The 21,497-nt window shown below is 67.9% G+C and carries 19 protein-coding genes and 1 tRNA gene; 16 read left to right on the top strand and 4 right to left on the bottom strand.

Going from position 1 to position 21,497, the window contains the following annotated elements:
• Positions 1 to 26: 26 nt before the first annotated feature.
• Positions 27 to 311 (bottom strand): MFS transporter, encoded by a 285-nt coding sequence (locus AHIS1636_RS06395; RefSeq protein WP_264794988.1) that lies wholly within the window; start codon positions 309 to 311, stop codon positions 27 to 29.
• 503 nt (positions 312 to 814) lie between these two features.
• Between AHIS1636_RS06395 and AHIS1636_RS06390 the strand changes: the two genes are divergently transcribed.
• The 3 genes from AHIS1636_RS06390 to AHIS1636_RS06380 are packed head-to-tail and all read left to right on the top strand — an operon-like array spanning position 815 to position 3,536.
• Positions 815 to 1,816: an ABC transporter substrate-binding protein gene (locus tag AHIS1636_RS06390; protein ID WP_264794987.1), complete on the top strand. Its 1,002-nt coding sequence runs from the start codon at positions 815 to 817 to the stop codon at positions 1,814 to 1,816.
• 20 nt (positions 1,817 to 1,836) lie between these two features.
• Positions 1,837 to 2,742 (top strand): ABC transporter permease, encoded by a 906-nt coding sequence (locus tag AHIS1636_RS06385; RefSeq protein ID WP_264794986.1) that lies wholly within the window; start codon positions 1,837 to 1,839, stop codon positions 2,740 to 2,742.
• A 2-nt stretch (positions 2,743 to 2,744) separates the two neighbouring features.
• Positions 2,745 to 3,536 (top strand): ABC transporter ATP-binding protein, encoded by a 792-nt coding sequence (locus AHIS1636_RS06380; RefSeq protein ID WP_264794985.1) that lies wholly within the window; start codon positions 2,745 to 2,747, stop codon positions 3,534 to 3,536.
• A gap of 45 nt (positions 3,537 to 3,581) precedes the next feature.
• On the opposite strand, the gene AHIS1636_RS06375 is transcribed toward AHIS1636_RS06380, so the two are convergent.
• Entirely contained in the window at positions 3,582 to 4,265 is a 684-nt protein-coding gene (locus AHIS1636_RS06375) for a helix-turn-helix transcriptional regulator (protein WP_264794984.1), read from the bottom strand.
• Positions 4,266 to 4,540: 275 nt separating this feature from the next.
• Here AHIS1636_RS06375 and AHIS1636_RS06370 point away from each other — a divergent pair, with 275 nt between their 5' ends.
• Positions 4,541 to 5,098 (top strand): DinB family protein, encoded by a 558-nt coding sequence (locus AHIS1636_RS06370; RefSeq protein WP_264794983.1) that lies wholly within the window; start codon positions 4,541 to 4,543, stop codon positions 5,096 to 5,098.
• An 84-nt stretch (positions 5,099 to 5,182) separates the two neighbouring features.
• Here AHIS1636_RS06370 and AHIS1636_RS06365 read toward each other — a convergent pair whose 3' ends face one another.
• Positions 5,183 to 5,344 carry a hypothetical protein gene (locus AHIS1636_RS06365; protein ID WP_264794982.1) on the bottom strand — a complete coding sequence of 54 codons (162 nt, stop codon included), beginning with the start codon at positions 5,342 to 5,344 and terminating at the stop codon, positions 5,183 to 5,185.
• A gap of 81 nt (positions 5,345 to 5,425) precedes the next feature.
• Here AHIS1636_RS06365 and AHIS1636_RS06360 point away from each other — a divergent pair, with 81 nt between their 5' ends.
• Complete coding sequence (locus AHIS1636_RS06360; protein WP_264794981.1) at positions 5,426 to 6,397, top strand: GlxA family transcriptional regulator; 972 nt, start codon at positions 5,426 to 5,428, stop codon at positions 6,395 to 6,397.
• 76 nt (positions 6,398 to 6,473) lie between these two features.
• Here AHIS1636_RS06360 and AHIS1636_RS06355 read toward each other — a convergent pair.
• A tRNA-Arg gene (locus tag AHIS1636_RS06355) sits at positions 6,474 to 6,546 on the bottom strand.
• A gap of 182 nt (positions 6,547 to 6,728) precedes the next feature.
• On the opposite strand from AHIS1636_RS06355, the gene argS reads away from it, so the two are divergent.
• From argS to AHIS1636_RS06300, 11 genes are all read left to right on the top strand, one after another.
• Positions 6,729 to 8,372 (top strand): arginine--tRNA ligase, encoded by a 1,644-nt coding sequence (gene argS / locus AHIS1636_RS06350; protein ID WP_264794980.1) that lies wholly within the window; start codon positions 6,729 to 6,731, stop codon positions 8,370 to 8,372.
• A 4-nt stretch (positions 8,373 to 8,376) separates the two neighbouring features.
• Positions 8,377 to 9,816, top strand: a complete 1,440-nt coding sequence (gene lysA / locus AHIS1636_RS06345) for a diaminopimelate decarboxylase (protein WP_264794979.1) — start codon at positions 8,377 to 8,379, stop codon at positions 9,814 to 9,816.
• 75 nt (positions 9,817 to 9,891) lie between these two features.
• Entirely contained in the window at positions 9,892 to 11,211 is a 1,320-nt protein-coding gene (locus AHIS1636_RS06340) for a homoserine dehydrogenase (protein ID WP_264794978.1), read from the top strand.
• Positions 11,212 to 12,312, top strand: a complete 1,101-nt coding sequence (thrC, locus tag AHIS1636_RS06335) for a threonine synthase (RefSeq protein ID WP_264794977.1) — start codon at positions 11,212 to 11,214, stop codon at positions 12,310 to 12,312. It abuts the gene before it with no gap.
• 7 nt (positions 12,313 to 12,319) lie between these two features.
• The gene (gene thrB / locus AHIS1636_RS06330) at positions 12,320 to 13,282 is read left to right on the top strand and encodes a homoserine kinase (protein ID WP_264794976.1); all 963 of its coding nucleotides are present in this window, start codon (positions 12,320 to 12,322) and stop codon (positions 13,280 to 13,282) included.
• Positions 13,283 to 13,605: 323 nt separating this feature from the next.
• Positions 13,606 to 15,699: a transcription termination factor Rho gene (gene rho / locus AHIS1636_RS06325; RefSeq protein WP_264794975.1), complete on the top strand. Its 2,094-nt coding sequence runs from the start codon at positions 13,606 to 13,608 to the stop codon at positions 15,697 to 15,699.
• A gap of 208 nt (positions 15,700 to 15,907) precedes the next feature.
• Positions 15,908 to 16,987, top strand: coding sequence for a peptide chain release factor 1 (gene prfA / locus AHIS1636_RS06320; RefSeq protein WP_264794974.1), 1,080 nt, complete (start codon positions 15,908 to 15,910; stop codon positions 16,985 to 16,987).
• A 5-nt stretch (positions 16,988 to 16,992) separates the two neighbouring features.
• Positions 16,993 to 17,838: a peptide chain release factor N(5)-glutamine methyltransferase gene (prmC, locus tag AHIS1636_RS06315; RefSeq protein WP_264794973.1), complete on the top strand. Its 846-nt coding sequence runs from the start codon at positions 16,993 to 16,995 to the stop codon at positions 17,836 to 17,838.
• Between the two features lie 28 nt (positions 17,839 to 17,866).
• Complete coding sequence (locus AHIS1636_RS06310; protein WP_264795277.1) at positions 17,867 to 18,625, top strand: L-threonylcarbamoyladenylate synthase; 759 nt, start codon at positions 17,867 to 17,869, stop codon at positions 18,623 to 18,625.
• Entirely contained in the window at positions 18,622 to 20,436 is a 1,815-nt protein-coding gene (locus AHIS1636_RS06305; RefSeq protein WP_264794972.1) for a polysaccharide biosynthesis protein, read from the top strand. Before AHIS1636_RS06310 ends, AHIS1636_RS06305 begins: the two co-directional genes overlap by 4 nt.
• On the top strand, positions 20,433 to 21,437 hold the full coding sequence (locus AHIS1636_RS06300) for an MraY family glycosyltransferase (RefSeq protein ID WP_264794971.1): 1,005 nt from the start codon (positions 20,433 to 20,435) through the stop codon (positions 21,435 to 21,437). The genes AHIS1636_RS06305 and AHIS1636_RS06300 overlap by 4 nt, the downstream gene beginning before the upstream one ends.
• Positions 21,438 to 21,497: the final 60 nt, after the last annotated feature.

Below are 21,497 nucleotides of genomic sequence, written 5' to 3'. Positions count from 1 at the left end.
CCCACCAGTCTAGTGGATGGGCGGTGTCACCGGCTGACCCGGCGGGCGGTCAGCGCAGCGGCCAGGGCCAGTTCGGAGCACACGGCCATGGAGAGGGCCATCGGCACCGCCGAGTGCTGGCCGGCGATGCCGGTCAACGGGCTGGCAATGCCGCCCAGGACGAACTGCAGCAGGCCCAGGACGGCGGAACCTGCCCCCGCCCGCTCGGGGACGCGGCCTTGGGCGAGGGCCGTGGCGATCGAGCCGGTTGCGTTAGCGGCGAAGACCAAGGAGTATCCGAGCGCCGTATAGCCAAGCACGTTCTGCACCACGAACGCGGAGGCAGAGATATAGGAGAAGAGGTGGCCAGCGTGACGAGCCCGAACCCGGCCAGGACCCAGAACACCGCCTGCCAGGGCGCGACCGAGGCGATGACTCCGCCGAGGAGCGGCGGAGAGTCCCTGCAGGATGCGAAGCGCCATGACCGCTTCGATGGTTGGAACCAGGATGACGGCCACGGAGCTGAGCAGGAACCTTCGGAGAATCAGAAGCGTGCCGGACCAGCCGGAGACCGTTCAGCCTACCCCCGGTCCGGGGCACGTGTGGGATTGGACACATCGGATTGAGCGGCCGGTTTTTGTGCCGGAATGTCCGGATGGAGCCTCAAACGCCGAACAGGTGTCCCGACTCCCCGGGCAGGATTGGACATTGTGATGCCGTTCACAGGTACTATCTGTTGGGACTTCTGCATCGGAAAGTTCTACTGCCGCGGCCGCGGCAGGGCGGCCGTGCCGATAGCCGGCCAGTGTTGGGATCTGAAAGGAAAGACCACCAAATGAAACGTGCGCGCTACTCAGCTCTGGGGGCCACTCTCGTCGCGACGGCACTGCTGGCCACGGCTTGCGGCAATGGCGGCAATGATGCCGGCAGCGCCGCCGGCGCCGAGGGCGAGTCCGTCGATATCGGCATCACCCAGATCGTTTCCCACCCCTCGCTGGATGCGGCCCGGGAAGGATTCAAGAAGGCGCTGTCCGAGAACGGCTACACCGAAGGCGGGAACGTCACTTTCGACGAGCAGAACGCGCAGGGAGACCAGGCCACGGCCACGTCCATCGCCGGCAAGTTCAACACTGACCAGAAGGACCTGGTCCTGGCCATCGCCACCCCGACGGCCCAGGCCGCGGCCCAGGCGATCACCAGCAGCCCGATCATGATCACGGCCGTCACGGACCCTGTCGCTGCCGGCCTCGTCGATTCGCTCGAGGCTCCGGGCGGCAACGTCACTGGCACCAGCGACCTCAACCCGGTCGAAGAGCAGCTGGGGCTGCTGAAGGAGATGGTGCCCGACGCCAAGTCGGTCGGTATCGTCTACAGCTCGGGCGAAGTCAATTCGCAGGTCCAGGTAGACCTGGCCAAAGAGGCAGCCAAGAAGCTCGGCCTTGAACTCCGCGAGGCGACCGTGAGCAACTCCAGCGAAGTGCAGCAGGCCGCGCAGTCGCTGGACGTCGACGCCTTCTACGTCCCCACCGATAACAACGTGGTCTCCTCTCTGGCGTCGCTGATCGGTGTGGCCGAGTCGAAGAAGATCCCGGTCATTGCCTCCGATGCGGCCAGCGTCGAGGGCGGCGCCCTGGCCACCGAGGGCATCAACTACGAGGACCTGGGCTACCAGACCGGCCTGATGGCCGTGAAGGTCCTCAAGGGCGAGGACCCGGCGTCCATGCCGATCGAAACCGCCTCCGAGCTGGAGGTCGTGGTGAACAAGGGCGCGGCGGAACGGATGGGCATCGAGATCCCCAAGGCCGTGCTTGATTCCGCCGACCGCGTCATCGACTAGGGACTGAAGGTTTACCTCGCATGATTGTTGCGGTTGAACTTGGCCTGATCTACGCGATCATGGCCCTGGGGGTCTACCTGACCTTCCGGATTCTCAACTTCCCCGATCTGACCGTGGACGGCAGCTTCACCACCGGTGCGGCCGTTGCTTCGATCATGATCATCAACGGAGCCCCTCCGGTGCTCTCGACCGTGGCGGCGTTCGGCGCCGGCCTGGTGGCGGGCTGGATCACCGGCATCCTGCACACCAAGGGGAAGATCAACGGGCTGCTGGCGGGCATCCTCACCATGATCGCGCTGTACTCGATCAACCTGCGCATCATGGGCAAGGCCAACCTGCCGCTGCTGCGCGAGGACACGCTGATCACTCCGCTGCGCGACGCGGGCCTGCTCGGCACCGTCGGGGCCCTCATCGTCTTCGGCCTGCTGGCCCTGGCGGTGAAGTTCATCATCGACTGGTTCCTGCACACGGACCTGGGCCTTGCGATGCAGGCCACGGGAGACAACGAGGAGATGATCCGCAGCTTCGGTGTCAGCACGGACCGGATGAAGATCCTGGGCCTGGCGCTGTCGAACGGGCTCGTGGCACTGTGCGGCGCCCTGATCGCCCAGTACCAGGGCTTCGCCGACATAGGGATGGGCATCGGCCTGATCCTCGCCGGGCTGGCGTCCGTCATCATCGGCCAGGCCATCTTCGGTTCGCGGGTCATCGTGGTCGCCACGCTGGCGGTGGTCCTCGGTTCGGTGCTCTACCGCGTCGTGATCCAGCTGGCCTTGCAGGCAGGCCTGAACCCGAATGACATGAAGCTCATCTCGGCGGTCCTGGTCGTGATCGCACTCGTGCTGCCGCAGTGGAAGGTCTTCAGACGCATAGGCGGGCTCAGTAACATGAAGAAAGCGCTTTCCGGGACAGGAGCCAGGGGCTGACCATGCTGGAAATCACCAATGTGCACAAGACGTTCTTCGCGGGAACCGTCAATGAGCGGGCCGCCCTGCAGGACATCAATCTGTCTCTCGCGGCCGGCGAGTTCGTGACCGTCATCGGCAGCAACGGCGCCGGCAAGTCGACCATCCTGAATATCACCTCGGGCAAGCTGCGCCCTGACACCGGGACGGTCACGATCGACGGCACCGACGTCACCAGGCTGGCGGATTACAGCCGGGCACGGTTCATCGGGCGGGTGTTCCAGGACCCGATGGCCGGCACATCGCCGGACATGACGATCGAGCAGAACCTCGCCATCGCCTACGAGCGCGGCAAGAACCGCGGCCTGCGGCCGGGAGTGACCCGCAAAAAGCGCGAGTTCTTCCAGGAGGAGCTGAAATCCCTCGAGCTCGGACTGGAAAACAGGCTCAAGGCCAAGGTCGGCCTGCTCTCCGGCGGCCAGCGCCAGGCCCTGTCCCTGCTGATGGCTACATTCTCCGGCCCGAAGATCCTGCTGCTGGACGAGCACACGGCCGCGCTGGACCCGCAGCGCGCCGAACTGGTCAGCCGCCTGACCGCCGAGGTTGTTGAGCGGCACGGGCTGACCACGCTCATGGTCACGCACAACATGGAGCAGGCTCTGCGGCTGGGCACCCGCCTGATCATGATGCACGAGGGCCGCATCATCCTGGACCTGGATCAGCGGCAGAAGGAGAAGACCACGGTCCCGGACCTGCTGCACGAATTCGAGAAGATCAAGGGTGCGGCCCTGGATGACCGCACCATGCTGCAGTAGCCATCCCGAAGCAGACTGGCAACAGCAGCCGCAGCAGCGGCTGTCCTACGATGAGGCCGGGCGCTCCGCGCGCCCGGCCTCACGCAGCCTGGAGCCCAGCTCACGGGCGCGGTCCCGGAACTCCGCCGGTTCGATGATCTCGAAGGCGAAGCCCATGCCGGCCAGCTGGATCAACGGGTACTCCAGCGAATCGAAGCCCGCCCGCAGCACGGTGCCATCGCCGTCGTCCTCCAGTTCCGCCACCTGCTGCACCGGCGCGTCGATGCGGACCACCACGTCGTACCGGTAGGGCGAGCGGACGATGGAGTCGTGGACGTAGCCGGCCAGGTCCGTGCCCGGCAGGGAGCGCGGCGTGAAGCGGCCGCGCGGCACCGGCACGCTTCCGAAGCGGTCGGCACCGAATGTCCGCCAATCCTCGCGGCCAAGATCCCACGCCACCACGTACCAGCGGTGCCCGGCGTCCACTAGTCCGTACGGCTCGGCCAGCCGGCGCGAGCTTTCGCCGTCCGCCTTCGCATAGCGAAATCCCACCACCTGCCGGTCGGTAATCGCCGCGGACAGGCTGGTCAGGATCTCGGGATCTACGGCGGCGCGGGGACCGGGCAGCGTCGTCACGGCCTCCCTGAGCATGCTGAACTTCGGCCGCAGCCGTCCCGGCAGCACCTGCTCCAGCTTGGTGAGCGCCCGGACGGAGGCCTCGGCAACGCCGGCCACGGGGCTCGCTGCCACGGCACTCAGGCTCAAGGCGACGGCGACGCTTCAAGTCGCAAGCATGCAGCCAATGTACTGGCCAATGCGGGCTGAACCTGTCCGTAATGGTGCCTATGGTGGGTGCAGCGGTGGAATTCCGCCCCGGAACACCTTGCGGCTCCGGCTGCGGGCCCCTCCGGCACGGCCGGGCCGCCGCCTACTGGACGGCAAGGACTGGCCGGGCGCCTGTCCGGCGGCGAAGATGGAACCTGCACCGGCACGTGCGCCGGGAGACCTGGGAAAGGACGGCAAAGATGGCGTTGAACGTGGCGGATGAACTCGTGGACCAGCTCAATTGGCACTGGGAAAACCAGGCCAGGCCCCGGTTGGAAGGCCTGACGGACGAGGAGTACTTCTGGGAACCGGCGGAGGGTTGCTGGAATGTGCGGCACCGTGGCACGAGCCATGCGCCGATGGCGGCGGGCTCCGGGGATTTTACGATCGACTTCGCCCTGCCGGAACCCGTGCCGGCTCCGGTGACGACGGTTGCCTGGCGGCTCGGCCACATTCTGGTGGGCATCCTGGGTGCGAGGAATGCCTCGCACTTCGGGGGACCGGCCGTCGATTACGAGACCTACGAATACCCGGGGACGGCCGACAAAGCGCTCGCGCTGCTGGACGGCGAGTACCGGAACTGGATTGACGGTGTCCGGGGGCTCGGGGAAGAAGGCCTGGCCCGGCCGTGCGGGCCGGCGGAGGGACCGTGGGGCGACCGTTCGATGGCTGCCCTGGTCCTGCATATCAACCGGGAGATGATCCACCATCTCGCGGAAGTCGCGTTGTTGAGGGACTTGTTCGCCCACCGGCAATAACGACGGCGGGCGGTTGCCTCTGCCGGACTGCTGAGGAACCGTCCGGCAGAGGCAGGGGCGGACCGCTCCGCCCCTGCCGGGCGGTCAGTGATGCGGCTGGTCCATGAAGGGCCGGCTGGGAAGGGAGCCGTCGGACCAGTCCCGAAGGGACCGTTCCTCCGGAGTGTGGCCGAGTCCGTCTCCGGGAATGATGGCGAAGGTGGCCACGATGATTGCGATGAAAACCAAGACCAGGAAGAGTTCCATGCCTTTATGCTCCTCCCGCTGCCCGCCAAAAAAGAGTGGCAGAAACGACGCCAATCATCAAAAAACTGCCATACTGGAAGCATGCTGAAAAACGTAGCCGCCATCGTGCTCCCCGGGGCCTCGCCGTTCGAGTTCGGCGTGGCCTGCGAGGTCTTCGGCATCGACCGCTCGGCCCGCGGAACCGGCGTTCCTGCCTTCGATTTCAAGGTCTGTTCCGTCCATCCCGGACCGATCGACACGAAGACCGGCTTCTCGATCGATGTCCCGTACGGACTGGAGGGCGCGGATGCGGCGGACCTCGTGGTGGTCGCGCCCTACGAGAACGGCGAGCCGCTGCCCGACGAGGTCAAGCAGACGCTGCGGCAGGCCCATGCCCGCGGTGCCTGGGTCATGTCGCTGTGCTCCGGGGCGTTCGTGCTGGCCGAGGCGGGCCTCCTGGACGGCCGGCGGGCCACCACGCACTGGCGCTATTCCCGGCAGCTGGCGGAGGAGTACCCGCTGATCAGCGTCGATGAGAACGTCCTCTACGTCGAAGACGGACGGATCATCACCAGCGCCGGCACGGCCGCGGGCATCGACGCCTGCCTGCACCTGGTCCGCACCGAGCTCGGCGCCGGCGTCGCGGCAGGGATAGCCCGCGACATGGTGGTCCCGCCGCACCGCGAGGGCGGCCAGGCGCAGTACATTGCGCGCCCGATGTCGCTGGAAGGCTGCAACACGCTCCGGGACCTCGTGGTGTGGCTCGGGGAGAACCTCGACAAGGAGGTGTCGGTCACCGAGCTGGCGAGGCGCGTGCACATGTCCGAGCGGACCTTCGCCCGGCGGTTCCGGGCAGAGACGGGGACGACGCCGGCCGCGTGGGTCAACGCGCAGCGGGTGCTGCTGGCGCAGGAACTGCTGGAAAGCTCGGACCTGAACATCGATGAGATTGCCCGGGCCACGGGCTTCGGCCAGGCCGTCCTGCTGCGGCACCACTTCGTGAAGGCGCTCGGTATCTCTCCGGCCAGCTACCGAAGGACTTTCCGCGGGGCAGCCCCCGTTCCGGTCGGATAGGGAGGGCGGCCCCCATTGGATGGCCGGGTACACAAAAAGGCCCGCTGCTGTTTTCCACAGCAGCGGGCCTTGCCGGTGCCCTCGATAGGATTCGAACCTACGGCCTTCTGCTCCGGAGGCAGACGCTCTATCCCCTGAGCTACGAGGGCGCCGCACCTTGGCTGCGTGGTGATACAAGCCGGTGCGTTTGGGACTCATAGAGCTTATCAGTAAGAGGGGCCCAGGGCGCAAACCGGCCCCGCCACGGGCGTGCCGCGGCGTTCCGTGTGCCCCTGCTCACAGCGGATTCCGGCCGGACAGCGGGCTGGCGCGGGACCTTTATGCTTAACGGGTGACTCCTGAAGAACTTTCCGCTGCCATTGCCGCCTGCCTGCGTGACGCTGTCGCCGCAGGCGATTTCGCCGTCGAAATTCCGGCGGAGGTCCGTGTGGAACGGCCGAAGAACCGCGAGCACGGAGACTGGGCCACGAATGTGGCCATGCAGCTGGGCAAGAAGGCGGGGATGAACCCGCGCCAGTTCGCGGAGATTCTGAGCGCGCGCCTTGCCAAGATCGACGGCGTCGCGAAGGTGGACATTGCAGGTCCGGGCTTCCTGAACATCACCGTGGACGCGGCCGCCGCCGGTTCGTTGGCCCGCACCATCGTGGAGGCGGGCCCTGCCTACGGCACCGCCGCCGAGTATGCCGGCAAGCGGATCAACCTGGAGTTCGTCTCGGCCAACCCCACCGGTCCGATCCACCTCGGCGGAACCCGGTGGGCGGCACTGGGTGATTCGCTGGCGCGGATCCTGCAGGCCCAGGGCGCCGAGGTCACGCGCGAGTACTACTTCAACGACCATGGGACGCAGATCGACCGTTTCGCCCGCTCGCTGCTGGCCAGCGCCAAGGGGGAGCCGGCCCCGGAGGACGGTTACGGCGGCGAGTACATTTCCGACATCGCCCGGGCCGTCATGGCACAGAATCCCGAGGCGCTGTCCGCGGCCGACCCGCAGGAGGAATTCCGCAGCCGCGGCGTCGAGCTGATGTTCGCGGCCATCAAGAAGTCCCTCCATGAGTTCGGCGTGGACTTCGACGTCTACTTCCACGAGAACGACCTCTTCGACTCCGGGGCCGTCTCGGCGCTGCTGGAACAGCTCAAGACCTCCGGCAGCCTGTACTTCGAAGCCGGCGCCTGGTGGCTGAAGTCGACGGACTTCGGGGACGACAAGGACCGCGTGGTCATCAAGTCCGACGGCGACGCCGCCTACATCGCCGGGGATATCGCCTACTTCAAGAACAAGCGGGACCGCGGCTTCGACCTGTGCATCTACATGCTCGGCGCAGACCACCACGGCTACGTTGCCCGGCTCAAGGCCGCGGCGGCAGCCATGGGGGACAGCGCCGACCGGGTGGAGGTGCTGATCGGCCAGATGGTCAACCTGGTCAAGGACGGCGTGCCGGTGCGGATGTCCAAGCGTGCCGGCACCGTGGTCACGATGGAGGACCTGGTGGACGCCGTGGGTGTCGACGCCGCCCGCTACGCCCTGACCCGCTCGCACGCGGACTCGAACATCGATGTCGACCTGGACCTGCTGACCCGGCGCAGCAACGAGAACCCGGTCTTCTACGTGCAGTACGCCCACGCCCGCACCTGCGCCGTCGCCCGCAACGCCGTGGATGCCGGCGTGGAGCGCAGCGCCTTCGACGCGTCGCTGCTGGACCACGCGACGGAGAACGAGCTGCTGGCGCATCTGGGCGCCTACCCCTCGGTCGTGGCGACGGCCGCCAAGTTCCGCGAGCCGCACCGCGTGGCCCGCCACCTCGAGGTCATCGCCGGCGCCTACCACCGCTGGTACGACTCCTGCCGGGTCACGCCGCTGGGGGACGCTGAAGTGACGGACCTGAACCGCACGCGGCTCTGGCTCAACGACGCAACCACGCAGGTGCTGGCCAACGGGCTCGGGCTCCTCGGCGTGACCGCCCCGGAAAGGATGTAGCCCCATGACAGCGCAGACTTCTGCCGCCTCGCCGCTGGCCCCGGAGTGGCTCAAGTACCCCGAGGACGCCAACGCACTGCTGCCGAAGATGTGGGCCCGCGATGTGGCCCGCGGAGCCGGCGGAGAGCTGGAGATCTCCGGCATCCCGGTCAGCGAGCTGAAGGCCCGCTTCGGCTCGCCGCTGTTCGTCATGTCCGAGGCGGACTTCCGTGCCCGTGCCCGCGACTTCAAGCAGTCCTTCGACGAAGCCTTCGCCGAGCTCTGCGGGGGAGTGGACGTCTACTATGCCGGCAAGTCCTTCCTCTGCACCGAGGTGGCGCGCTGGGTGGAGCAGGAGGGCCTTCGCCTCGATACCAGCAGCGGCGGAGAGCTCGCCGTCGCGGCCCGGGCAGGGGTCCCGGGCAGCAAACTGGGCCTGCACGGCAACAACAAGTCCGACGCCGAGCTCCGCCGCGCGCTGGACATGGGCCTGGGCCGGATCATCGTGGACGGCCTCGACGAACTGCACCGGCTGGCGGCCATTGCGGCGGAGCGCAACGAGCGAGCCAACGTGATGTTCCGGCTGACCCCGGGCGTGCACGCGCACACGCACGAGTTCATCGCCACCGCGCACGAGGACCAGAAGTTCGGCCTGTCGATGGCCGGTCTCTCCGAGGCCATGACGGATTCGCCCGCCGAGCAGGCGGTCCGCGCGGCCCTCGGCTACGATTCCATCAACCTGCTGGGCCTGCACTGCCACATCGGATCCCAGATCTTCGAACCGGAAGGGTTCGCCCTGGCCGCCGAGCGGCTGCTCGAGTTCGTGGCCAGGATGCGCGCGGACTACGGCGCGGAGCTGGCCGAACTGGATCTCGGCGGCGGCTACGGCATCGCCTACACGGACGCGGACACGCCGCGCCCGCCGGCGGAACTGGCCAAGGCGATGGCCGCCGTCGTCCGTTCCACCTGCACGCGCCTGGGGATTGAAGTGCCGCGGATCTCCATCGAACCCGGACGCGCCATCGTCGGGCCCAGCACCTTCACCCTGTACGAAACGGGGACACTCAAGACGGTCAACGTGGACACGCCCGACGGCGGAACGTACCCGAGGCGGTACGTCTCGGTCGACGGGGGCATGAGCGACAATGCGCGTCCCGTGCTCTATGACGCGGACTACTCCGTGGTCCTGGCCTCGCGTGTGACGCAGCAGCCGGCAATTATTTCCCGCGTGGTTGGCAAACACTGCGAGAGCGGTGACATTGTAGTCAGGGACGCGTACCTGCCTGCCGACGTCGCCGCCGGCGACTTGCTGGCCGTGCCGGGCACCGGGGCGTACTGCTGGGCGCTGGCCAGCAACTACAACTATCTGGCCCGCCCGGGCGTGGTGGCCGTGGCCGACGGCCAGGCCCGCCTGATCGTGCGCGGCGAAACCGAAGAAGACCTGCTGGCACGCGACCTGGGCTGAGCCTTAGGCCGCACGGCCGGCAGGCCAGCGAGAGACGCATGGCAGTTTTTTACCAACACGGGAGTTAGAGCAGCAATGAACACGCTGAAAGTGGCACTGTTGGGGTGCGGAAATGTCGGATCCCAGGTGGCGCGGATACTCCTTGACGACGGCCAAGACCTGGCCCGCCGCTCGGGGGCCCGCCTGGAACTCGCCGGCATCGCGGTGCGCAACGTCGACGCGCCGCGGGACGTCGAGCTGCCGCGCGAGCTGTTCACCGAGGACGCCGAGGCCCTCGTGAAGGATGCCGACGTCGTCATCGAACTCATGGGCGGCATGGAACCGGCACGGTCGCTGATCCTGCGCGCGGTGGAGCACGGCGCCTCCGTCGTTACCGGCAACAAGGCGCTGCTGGCGGCGGACGGCCCGGCGCTGTACGAGATGGCCGCCGCGGCCGACGTCGAACTGTACTTCGAGGCCGCCGTCGCCGGCGCCATCCCGATCCTGCGTCCGATCAGCGAGAGCCTCGCGGGCGACCGGATCACGCGCGTGCTGGGCATCGTCAACGGCACCACGAACTACATCCTGGACCAGATGGACACCACCGGCGCGGACTTCGCCGACGCGCTGAAGGCGGCGCAGGCGCTCGGCTACGCGGAGGCGGACCCGACGGCGGACATCGAGGGCCTGGACGCGGCGGCCAAGGGGACGCTGCTGGCCTCGCTGGCCTTCCACACGGTCTTCCCGCTCGACGCCGTGCGCTGCCAGGGCATCACGTCGATCACGGCCGCGGACATCGAGGCCGCCCGCGACACCGGTTTCGTCATCAAGCTGCTGGCGATTGCCGAAAAGCAGACGGCGAAGGACGGCACCGCCGGTGTCTCGGTGCGCGTGCACCCGACCCTCCTGCCGCGCACCCACCCGCTCGCCGCCGTCCACGGCGCCTTCAACGCGGTCTTCGTCGAGGCCGAGAACGCGGGCCAGCTGATGTTCTACGGCCAGGGAGCCGGCGGCCGGCCGACGGCGTCGGCCGTGGTGGGCGACGTGGTCGCCGCCGCGCGGAGGATCGTCAGCGGCGGGCGCGGCCGCACCGAGACCACCGGGGAGCAGCTGCAAGTGCTCGGCGAGGACAGCATCCTCACCAGCTACTACATCGGCCTCGACGTGGCGGACCAGCCCGGCGTGCTCGCGAAGATCGCGCACGTTTTCGCCGACCACGGCGTATCGATCGAGGTCATGCGCCAGACCATGCACACCGAGGACCTGCCCGGCATCGCGGACGGCAGCGCCGCCGCCGAGCTGCGCATCATCACGCACCGCGGCACCGAGGCGTCGCTGGCCGCCACGGTGGAAGCGATCAAAGACCTCGACGTTGTCAATTCAGTAACTTCTGTCCTGCGAGTAGAAGGAGTCTAAGTGGCTCACCAATGGCGCGGCGTCATCCGCGAGTACGCCGACCGTCTGCCGGTCACGGACGAGACCGAGATCGTGACCTTGGGCGAAGGCGGAACGCCGCTCGTCCATGCCAAGGCGCTCTCCGAGCTGACCGGTTCGACCGTGTACCTGAAGGTCGAGGGCATGAACCCGACCGGATCATTCAAGGACCGCGGCATGACCATGGCCATCACGGCCGCGGTGGAAGCGGGCGCGAAGGCCGTTGTCTGCGCTTCGACGGGCAACACGTCTGCCTCGGCCGCCGCGTATGCCACCCAGGCCGGACTGAAGTGCGCGGTCCTGGTACCCGCCGGCAAGATCGCGATGGGCAAAATGAGCCAGGCGATCGCCCACGGCGCGGAGATCATCCAGATCAACGGGAACTTCGACAACTGCCTCGACGTGGCGCGCAAGCTTTCCGAGGCGTACCCGGTCTTCCTGGTCAATTCGGTGAACCCGGCACGCATCCAGGGGCAGAAGACGGCGGCTTTCGAGACCGTCGACTACCTCGGCGACGCCCCGGACATCCACGTCATGCCCGTCGGCAACGCGGGCAACATCACCGCGTACTGGAAGGGCTACCAGGAGTACGCGGCCGAGTACGAGTCGAAGACGGCCGGCACGCTGCCCGCCGTAGCGACCAGGACCCCGCAGCTGTGGGGCTTCCAGGCAGAAGGGGCCGCCCCGCTGGTCCTGGGCCATCCGGTTACCGAGCCCGAGACCATCGCCACCGCCATCCGGATCGGCAACCCCGCCTCCTGGCAGACCGCGGTGGCCGCCCGTGACGAATCGGGCGGCCTGATCGAGTCCGTGTCCGACGAGCAGATCCTGGCGGCCCACCGGTGGCTGTCCTCCCGCGAAGGGGTTTTCGTGGAGCCTGGATCCGCGGCCGGCGTCGCCGGATTGATCAAGAAGCACGAGGCCGGCGAAGTGCCCGCCGGCAAGACCATCGTCATCACGGTCACCGGGCACGGCCTGAAGGACCCGCAGTGGGCCCTTCGGACCGAAGACGGCGGCGAAGTGACCCCGGTGAAGGTCGATTTCGACGTTGTCAGCGTGGCTGCAGCCCTTGGCCTCGAGTAGCGCCCCCGTGAGGACCTTCGAACGCACGGCGATCGCCGCGGGCCAGCGCGTGAGCGTGCGGGTCCCGGCGACAAGCGCCAACCTGGGCCCCGGCTTTGACAGCCTCGGACTGGCGGTGACGCTGTACGACCAGGTCTCGGTGGAATCCACCGACGACGGCGTGTTCAGCGCCCGGGTCACGGGCGAGGGTTCCGCGGAACTGCCCCGGGACGAGAGCCACCTGATCATCGCCACGATCAGGGACACGCTCGGCCGGGTAGGCTTCGAAAGCAACGGCCTGCGGCTGGAAGCAACGAACGTCATTCCGCACGGACGCGGCCTGGGCTCGTCGGCAGCGGCGATCGTCAGCGCTGTGCTGCTGGCGAACGCGCTGCTGCCCGCCGACGACAGGCTGTCCGCGCAGGAGGTCCTCCAGCTGTGCTCGGCGCAGGAAGGGCATCCGGACAACGTCGCCCCCGCGCTGGCCGGCCGCTTGGCCATTTCCTGGGAGACGGCGGGGTCCTTCTTCAGCACCGCCGTCGATGTCCACCCGGACATCATCCCGATCGTGGCGATTCCGTCGTACGAACTGTCTACGGAGACGGCACGCAACCTGCTGCCGGTTTCCGTACCGCACCACGTCGCCGCCGCCAATGCGGGCCGCGCCGCCCTGCTGGTGCAGGCGCTCACCCGCGACCCGTCGCTGCTGCTGCCGGCCACGGTGGACGCGCTGCACCAGAGCCACCGGGCGCCGGCCATGGCCCCCAGCGCCGACCTCATGGCGTCGCTGCGGGCCGCAGGCTTCGCGTCCGTGGTCTCGGGAGCCGGCCCGACGGTCATGACTCTGGCGCGCGGGCGGCAGCAGGCGGACCGCATCCGGGAGCAGATCCACGCCATCGTGGCGGCGTCCCCGATCGCCGACGGCTGGCGTGTTCTGGAACTGGAAGTCGACACAGATGGTGCTAAAGTAGAAATGCACCGCCGGAATTAACCGGCTTGGCAACCTGTCGCAGCGGCCGCTGGCAAATTTGGCACCGGCCATGAAGTGCCGGCAGCGGGGCCATGATCCGGTGCAGCCTCCTGAGGATCCGTCGAGGAATTACTAAGTGCCGTGCCACGCGCAGCAAGCGCGGACGGCGCATCCCTAAGACCGATTGAACGGACGTCGTCCGAGGTTTTTCCACAATCACTCGGCTTTGCCAGGTGCCGCACTTCGGCAAACCCGACCCGGCTATGTTTCTTATGCATCAGCCGGGATGCAAACAACGCGGTCCGCTTCCGATGCGGCCGCCCGACGAGGGGGAAGGATCCTTCGTGACAGAAACCACTGACCTGACTGCAGGTGTGGCGACAACATCAGACTCACCTGCGCCGAAGAGTGCGGGACTTGCCGGACTGAAGCTTGCACAGCTGCAGGCTCTGGCCACCCAGCTGGGCATCACGGGTGGTTCGCGGATGCGCAAGAGCGACCTGGTCGCGGCGATCTCCGACCACCAGCGCGGTTCGTCCGTTGCGGATCGCCCGGCCAAGGCCGCGGCACGTGCCGCCGCAGCGGAAGCGCCGGCCGCGCCTGAGGCGGCGGCCGAGGCCGCCTCGTCCAACGGCCAGGCGAAGACCGCTCCGAAGACCGGCGGGGACCTGAACAAGGCCGCAGAACGCGTCAGCCGGTCCCGCACCCGCAGCCGCCGGGCCTCAAGCGACGGCACCGTCGCCGAAGCACCCGCTGCAGCACAGGCGCCCGCCGCGGAAGCCGCTGCCCCGGCGGCCGCCGCTCCCGCCGCCGAAGCCGCTGCTCCGGCCCAGGCCGAGGCACAGCGGCCCGAGGCCGAAACCGTCCGCGAGGGCGGCCGCGGCCAGGGACGTACCCGCAACCGCCGCGCCGAGCAGCAGCCGGAGCAGGTCGAAGCCGGCGCCGAGCGCCGCGAGCAGGGCGAAGCCGCCGGCGCCGAAACCCCCAAGGGCGGCCAGGAGGGCCAGGGCCAGCAGGGAGGCCAGGGCGGCCAAGAGGGACAGAGCGACCGCCGCGAACGGCGCGACCGCGGCCGTGGACGCGGACGTGACGGCGAAGGCCGCGACACGGACACGCGCGACGACTCCGAGGACGGCGGACGCAACCGCAACCGCCGCAGCCGCAACCGCCGCGACCGCGACGGAGATTCGGGCAACACCCGCTTCCGCGACCGGAACGACCGCCGCCGCGGCCGTGACCGCAGCCCGGATGTGGATGACACCGAGATCAGCGAGGACGATGTCCTGCTGCCGGTCGCCGGCATCCTCGACGTGCTGGAAAACTACGCCTTCGTCCGCACCTCCGGCTACCTGCCCGGACCGAACGATGTCTACGTTTCGCTGGCACAGGTGAAGAAGTACAACCTGCGCAAGGGCGACGCCGTCGTCGGTGCCATCCGCGCGCCGCGGGACGGCGAGAACCCGAACCAGAACAGCCGGCAGAAGTTCAACGCCCTGGTTCGGCTGACCTCGGTCAACGGCAAGCCCGCCGAGGACAACAAGGACCGCGTGGACTTCGCCAAGCTGGTTCCGCTGTACCCCTCCGAGCGCCTGCGCCTGGAGACCGAGCCCAAGAAGATCGGCCCGCGCGTCATCGACCTCGTCGCGCCGATCGGCAAGGGCCAGCGTGGCCTCATCGTCTCGCCGCCGAAGGCCGGCAAGACGCTGATCCTGCAGTCCATCGCGAACGCCATCACCATCAACAACCCCGAGGTCCACCTCATGATGGTCCTGGTCGACGAGCGTCCGGAAGAAGTCACGGACATGCAGCGCACGGTCAAGGGCGAGGTCATCGCCTCGACCTTCGACCGCCCTGCCGATGACCACACCACGGTCGCCGAACTCGCGATCGAGCGGGCCAAGCGCCTGGTGGAAATGGGCATGGACGTCGTCGTCCTGCTGGATTCGATGACCCGCCTGGGCCGCGCCTACAACCTGAGCGCGCCGGCCTCCGGCCGCATCCTCTCCGGCGGCGTGGACTCGTCCGCACTGTACCCGCCGAAGCGCTTCTTCGGTGCTGCGCGCAACATCGAGAACGGCGGCTCGCTGACCATCCTCGCCACTGCGCTGGTGGAAACCGGTTCCAAGATGGACGAAGTGATCTTCGAGGAATTCAAGGGCACCGGCAACATGGAACTGCGGCTCTCCCGGAGCCTGGCCGACAAGCGCATCTTCCCGGCCGTGGACGTCAACGCGTCCGGTACCCGCCGCGAAGAGAACCTGCTCTCGCCCGAGGAAGTCAAGATCATGTGGAAGCTGCGCCGGGTCCTTTCGGGTCTGGACACGCAGTCGTCGCTTGAACTGCTCACCGGCAAGATCCGCGAGACGCAGTCCAACGTCGAATTCCTGATGCAGGTCCAGAAGACCACGCTGGGTTCCAAGTCCGACGACGACAGGTAGCTGCCCTAGCCGCCCAAGATATGCCGGTCCTCCTTGATTGCGAAGGCCGCGGCCCCTACGGATCCGCCGACGCGGACCGGTCCGGCCGGAGCCTAGCTGGCTGGCATGTTTTGGGCGGCTGTTGCTGTTAAGCCGCCAATGGCACCCCGGCTGTCCCCGAGGCCGCCGTCGTTACTTAGACTGAGACAAGAGTCGGAAGAGGTTAGAGATGTTTGAGTCCGTCCAGGGCTTGTTGGATGAGCACGCGCAGCTGCAGCAGCAGTTGAGCGATCCCGCCGTGTACGCCGACCAGGCGCTGGCGCGCAAGCTGGGGCGCCGTTCCGCCCAGCTGAACGGGATCGTCGAGGCCCACAAGCGGTGGAAGCAGCTCTCCGAAGACCTGGGCGCGGCCCGGGAAATGGCGGCGGAGGATCCGGAGTTCGCCGCGGAAGTCCCCGGCGTGGAAGCCGAGCTCGAGGCGGCGCAGGAGCGGCTGCGCCGGCTGCTCATTCCCCGGGACCCGGACGATGCCCGCAACGTCATTATCGAGGTCAAGGGCGGCGAAGGCGGCGACGAAGCGGCGCTCTTCGCAGGAGACCTCCTGCGCATGTACACGCGCTACGCGGAAGGCCGGGGCTGGAAGACGGAGATCATCTCCGCTACCGAGTCCGACCTGGGCGGGTTCAAGGACGTCTCCATGGCCATCAAGGGCTCGTCGAACGACCCGGCCGAGGGTGTGTGGGCACGGATGAAGTTCGAGGGCGGCGTGCACCGCGTCCAGCGCGTCCCGGTCACCGAATCCCAGGGCCGTATCCACACGTCGGCGGCCGGCGTGCTGGTGCTCCCCGAGGTGGACGAGCCGGAAGAGATCGACATCAGCCAGAACGACCTCAAGATCGACGTGTACCGTTCCTCCGGGCCGGGCGGCCAGTCGGTCAACACCACGGACTCGGCGGTCCGGATCACGCACCTGCCGACCGGCATTGTGGTTGCCATGCAGAACGAAAAATCGCAGCTGCAGAACCGCGAGGCGGCCATGCGCGTGCTGCGTGCCCGCTTGCTGGCGCACCAGCAGGAGCAGATCGATGCCGCCAACTCCGAGACCCGCAAGTCGCAGATCCGCACCATGGACCGTTCGGAGCGGATCCGGACCTACAACTTCCCGGAGAACCGGGTGGCTGACCACCGCACCGGTTACAAGGCCTACAACCTCGATGCCGTCATGAACGGGGAGCTGGAGCCGGTCATCCAGTCGGCTATCGAGATGGACGAACAGGCGCGGCTCGACGCACTGGGCGAGGACCACTAGGCGACGTGGCAGCAGTAACTCTCGCCGAGGCGCTGGCCGAGGCGGCCAGGCTCCTGGCGGAGGCGGGCGTTCCGAGCCCACGCGTGGATGCCGAGCTGCTGGCCGCGCACCTTCTGGGGGAATCCGCCGGCCGGGTGCGGGCCCTGGCCCTGACCGGGGCCGCCAGCCCGGAAGGCCTGGCCGAGCTCGTCGCCGAGCGCGCACGCCGGGTTCCGCTGCAGCACATTACGGGCAAGGCCTATTTCCGCCACCTGGAGCTCGACGTCGGGCCGGGCGTCTTCATCCCGCGGCCGGAGACCGAAACGGTTGCCCAGCACGCCATCGACGCCGCCCGCCAAACACCGGGTGCCAAGGTCGTTGACCTGGGCACCGGGTCCGGCGCCATCGCGGGATCCATCGCCAGCGAGGTCCCCGGAGCCGAGGTATACGCCGTCGAACTCAGCGAGCTCGCCCACGCGTGGGCCGCCCGGAACCTGGAGCCGCTCGGTGTCGTGCTGGTCCGGGGGGACCTGCGGACCGCACTGGAAGAACATGACGGAACGTTCGACGTCGTTGTTTCCAACCCTCCGTACATACCCCCGGACGCCGTGCCCGTCGACCCGGAAGTAGCCGAACACGACCCCGAACTGGCCCTTTACGGCGGGGGAGCGGACGGCATGGAACTGCCCCGCGCCACCGCGGCCAGCGCCGCACGCCTGCTGAAAAGCGGAGGCTATTTCATCATGGAACACGCCGAAGTGCAGGCACCGGCCGTGTCGAAATTGCTCGTGGACGCCGGCTGCTGGAACGATGTTGGCACGGTCTCCGATCTCACCGGACGAGAGCGTGCGACCGCCGCTGTCAAGCGGTAGCGGCGCCAAGAATGAAAGAATGAAACCTGTGACCCCCACATTCAATTGCCAGGACGAAGTCGAGCGGAGCGAAGGGCTGGCCGCCGCACAGACGGCCCTTGGCAGCAAGCAGTGCGTGGTAATCCCGACCGACACGGTCTACGGGATCGCCGCCGACGCCTTCTCGCCGCAGGCAGTCGCCACGTTGCTGGCGGCGAAAGGGCGGAGCAGGAAGATGCCGCCCCCGGTCCTGATTCCGCGGCCCCAGACCATGGACGGCCTCGCGGTCGACATCAGCGCCGACGCCCGGCTGCTGGCCGACACGTTCTGGCCCGGCGGACTGACGCTCATCTTCCACGCCCAGCCTTCGCTGACGTGGGACCTGGGGGAGACGAAGGGCACCGTGGCCCTGCGCATGCCGGATGACCGGATTGCCCTGGACCTGCTCGCGCTGACCGGGCCGCTGGCCGTTTCCTCCGCCAATCGGACGGGCATGCCGGCCGCGCAGACTGCCGCGGAGGCGTTCGCCCAGCTCGGCGAGTCGGTCGAGGTCTACCTCGAGGCGGGGGAGCGCGAGGCCGGGTCGGTCCCGTCGACGATCGTTGACTGCACGTCGACCCCTCTCCGGGTGGTGCGCGAAGGTGCGCTCAGCCTCGAGCGGCTGCGCGAAGCGGTGCCCGGCATCCTCGGCCTGGGCGAGGAACTTCCGCAGCAGGCGTCCGGAGAGGCGCCCGCCGAACCGCAGAGCGAGGCGGCGGACGACGACGAATCTGCGCCGCAGTCCCGGGAAGGGACCGTCGGGGCATGAGCCAGCCCGCCCCGGCCCCCGGCAGGACCGCCAGCAGCGACAAGGCGCTCTGGCTGTGGTCGCAGTTCCTGCTGGACTCGTTCTCCTGGATCGTCGCCATCGTGCTGGCGGTCTACCTGCGTTATGAGATGCAGCTGAGCGAGCTGCGCCTGCCCGGCATCCTCCTGCTCTGCGGCATCGCCATCGCCTCGCAGTTCGCGGTGGGCTCGGCGTTCGCGCTGTACCGCGGCCGCTACAGCTTCGGCAGCTTCCACGAGGCCAAGCTGCTGGTGATCGTGACGGTGTCCGTTTCGGCGATCATGACGGTGGCGCTGCTGTTCTTCGGCATCTCGATGAGCATCGCCCGCGGTATCGGCCTTATCGCCTTCCCGTTCGCCTGCCTGTTCATGGCCGCCATCCGCTACCTGAAGCGGATGTACGTCGAGAGCAAGGCCAAGCCGGGGGAACAGGCGGCGCGGACCCTGGTCTACGGAGCCGGTTTCGTCGGAAAATCCATCGTTACCCGCATGAGCAACGATCCGGCCTCGCCCTGGCTGCCGGTGGGGCTGATCGACGACAATCCGGCCAAGAAACATCTGCGGATTGCCAGCGTTCCCGTCCTCGGGCGGATGGCGGACCTGCCGGACATTGTGGCGCGGACCAACGCGACGGTGCTGCTGATCGCGATTGCCAATGTCGACGCCAAGCAGGTCAGGCATATTTCCGACGTCGTCGCGGGCCTGAACATCAAAGTCCTGGTGGTGCCGCCGCTGAAGGACATGCTGACCGGCGGTTCCGAGTTTTCCTTCCGCGAAGTTGCGATCGAAGACCTGATCGGACGCCATCCGGTCGACATCCACGTCGAAGAGATCGCCGGCTACGTCAAGGGCAAGCGCGTCATGGTCACCGGCGCGGGCGGCTCGATCGGATCCGAGCTGTGCCGCCAGATCAACCATTTCGAGCCGGCGGAGCTGATCATGCTGGACCGGGACGAGACCGGCCTGCAGACCACCCAGATTTCCCTGACCGGCCAAGGCCTGCTCGACGGCAAGGACACCGTGCTGGCCGACATCCGCGACGCGGAGGCGCTGACCTCGATCTTCGTCGACCGCAAGCCGGAGGTGGTCTTCCATGCCGCCGCGCTCAAACACGTCTCCCTGCTGGAGCAGTATCCGGAAGAGGCCTGGAAGACCAATGTGCTGGGCACGCTCAACGTGCTGCGGGCATCCCGTGCGGCCAACGTCCAGACATTCGTGAACATCTCGACCGACAAGGCCGCCAACCCGACAACTGTCCTGGGCCATTCCAAGCGTGTGGCCGAGAAGATCACCGCGTGGGTCGCGCGGGAATCGGGGCTGAAGTACGTTTCCGTGCGGTTCGGCAACGTGCTCGGCAGCCGCGGCTCCGTCCTGCCGCTGTTCAACGAGCAGATCCGCAACGGGGGGCCGGTGACGGTCACGGATGCGGAAGCAACCAGGTTCTTCATGACGATTCCGGAAGCCTGCCAGCTCGTGATTCAGGCCGGGGCCATCGGCCGTGGCGGCGAGGTGCTCATCCTCGACATGGGCGAGCCCGTGCGCATCCTCGACGTCGCGCAGCGCATGATCGCCATGTCCGGCAAGCAGGTCGACATCGTGTTCACGGGACTGCGCCCCGGCGAGAAGCTGCACGAGGACCTGATCGGCGAGGGCGAGGGCGACTCGAGGCCGCTGCACCCCAAGATCTCCCATGCCTGCATCGACGCCCTGGATCCGACCCGGATGTCGCTTGACGAGTGGAAAAGCCGCCAGCATCAGCCGATTGCGGGCCACGTGGCGGAGACCGCGAAATGACCCAGCTGGTGGCCGCCCTCGTGGCCTTCGGCCTCAGCCTCGGGCTGCCCATCCTGCTTAAGCCGGTGCTGCTCAGGCACGGAGTCCTCGACATTCCCAACGAACGGTCCTCGCACACCGAGGCCGTGGTCCGGGGCATGGGTATCACCGTGGCCGCTGGCGTGGCCGGCGGCCTCATCGTCGCCATCGTCGGGGCCGGCACCGGCGAAGGACCGCTGCTGGCCACCGTGGGCGGCGCCTCGCTGGCCGCCGCCCTCCTTGGCTGGGCGGAGGACTTCCGGGGGCTGGGCATCAGGGTCAGGTTCCTGCTGCAGCTGGCCATCGGAGCGGCGGCCACGGCCATGCTCGTCGAGCTGACCGATGCGTCCTGGTGGTGGGTTCCGCTCGGCGCCGTTGCGGTCGCCGGCTACATCAACGTCGCCAACTTCATGGACGGCGTCAACGGGATCTCGGGACTGCACGGGCTGGCCGTCGGCGGCATGTTCGCCGCCGTCGGGGCGATGTACGGGATGCCTTGGCTCGTTTCGGCGGCCCTGGTCATCGCCATGGCCTTTGCCGCGTTCCTCCCGTGGAACCTGCGCGGACGCAACTTCCTTGGCGACGTCGGAAGCTACCTGCTGGGCGGATCCCTCGCGGTGACCGGGGTGGCGGCATTCCTGTCCGGCGTGGGACCCGAAATGCTGCTGGGTCCCGTCTCCGTCTACCTGGCCGATACCGCCACGACCTTGCTGCGGCGCATCGGCGCGGGGGAGCGGTGGTACGCTCCGCACCGCCAGCACGTCTACCAGCGGCTGACCGATGTCGGATTGAGCCATCTGCAGTCCGCGGTGCTGGTCACGGCGTGCTCCCTGCTCACCGGAATCTGCGGCATCGTCGCTGGAGGAGGGACTCTTCCGGCCAAGGTTGCCGCGCTGGCGGCCGGGGCGGCGGTGCTCGTCTTGTACCTGAAGTCGCCCCGAATCCTGGGGCGCCGGCGGCAAGGTTACGCAACTGGTCGGTGAACGGGACAGCCGGGGAACGGACGAGTTCTATCTCGTGTAGAATTCATCTGGCCGCTAAAA

The sequence above is a fragment of the Arthrobacter mangrovi genome (assembly GCF_026011795.1).
In the GTDB taxonomy this organism is placed as follows: Bacteria; Actinomycetota; Actinomycetes; order Actinomycetales; family Micrococcaceae; genus Crystallibacter; species Crystallibacter mangrovi.
The sequence above is the reverse complement of the archived record's forward strand: the minus strand, read 5'-3'. Positions and strand labels throughout refer to the sequence as shown.

What these genes read in the sequence shown, in the direction of transcription:
- AHIS1636_RS06365 (WP_264794982.1), bottom strand. Translation starts at nt 5,344, where the DNA reads ATGGAACTCTTCCTGGTCTTGGTTTTCATCGCAATCATCGTGGCCACC.
- AHIS1636_RS06390 (WP_264794987.1), top strand. Translation starts at nt 815, where the DNA reads ATGAAACGTGCGCGCTACTCAGCTCTGGGGGCCACTCTCGTCGCGACG.
- AHIS1636_RS06380 (WP_264794985.1), top strand. Translation starts at nt 2,745, where the DNA reads ATGCTGGAAATCACCAATGTGCACAAGACGTTCTTCGCGGGAACCGTC.
- AHIS1636_RS06385 (WP_264794986.1), top strand. Translation starts at nt 1,837, where the DNA reads ATGATTGTTGCGGTTGAACTTGGCCTGATCTACGCGATCATGGCCCTG.
- prfA (WP_264794974.1), top strand. Translation starts at nt 15,908, where the DNA reads ATGTTTGAGTCCGTCCAGGGCTTGTTGGATGAGCACGCGCAGCTGCAG.
- AHIS1636_RS06300 (WP_264794971.1), top strand. Translation starts at nt 20,433, where the DNA reads ATGACCCAGCTGGTGGCCGCCCTCGTGGCCTTCGGCCTCAGCCTCGGG.
- AHIS1636_RS06360 (WP_264794981.1), top strand. Translation starts at nt 5,426, where the DNA reads ATGCTGAAAAACGTAGCCGCCATCGTGCTCCCCGGGGCCTCGCCGTTC.
- AHIS1636_RS06340 (WP_264794978.1), top strand. Translation starts at nt 9,892, where the DNA reads ATGAACACGCTGAAAGTGGCACTGTTGGGGTGCGGAAATGTCGGATCC.
- lysA (WP_264794979.1), top strand. Translation starts at nt 8,377, where the DNA reads ATGACAGCGCAGACTTCTGCCGCCTCGCCGCTGGCCCCGGAGTGGCTC.
- AHIS1636_RS06305 (WP_264794972.1), top strand. Translation starts at nt 18,622, where the DNA reads ATGAGCCAGCCCGCCCCGGCCCCCGGCAGGACCGCCAGCAGCGACAAG.
- AHIS1636_RS06370 (WP_264794983.1), top strand. Translation starts at nt 4,541, where the DNA reads ATGGCGTTGAACGTGGCGGATGAACTCGTGGACCAGCTCAATTGGCAC.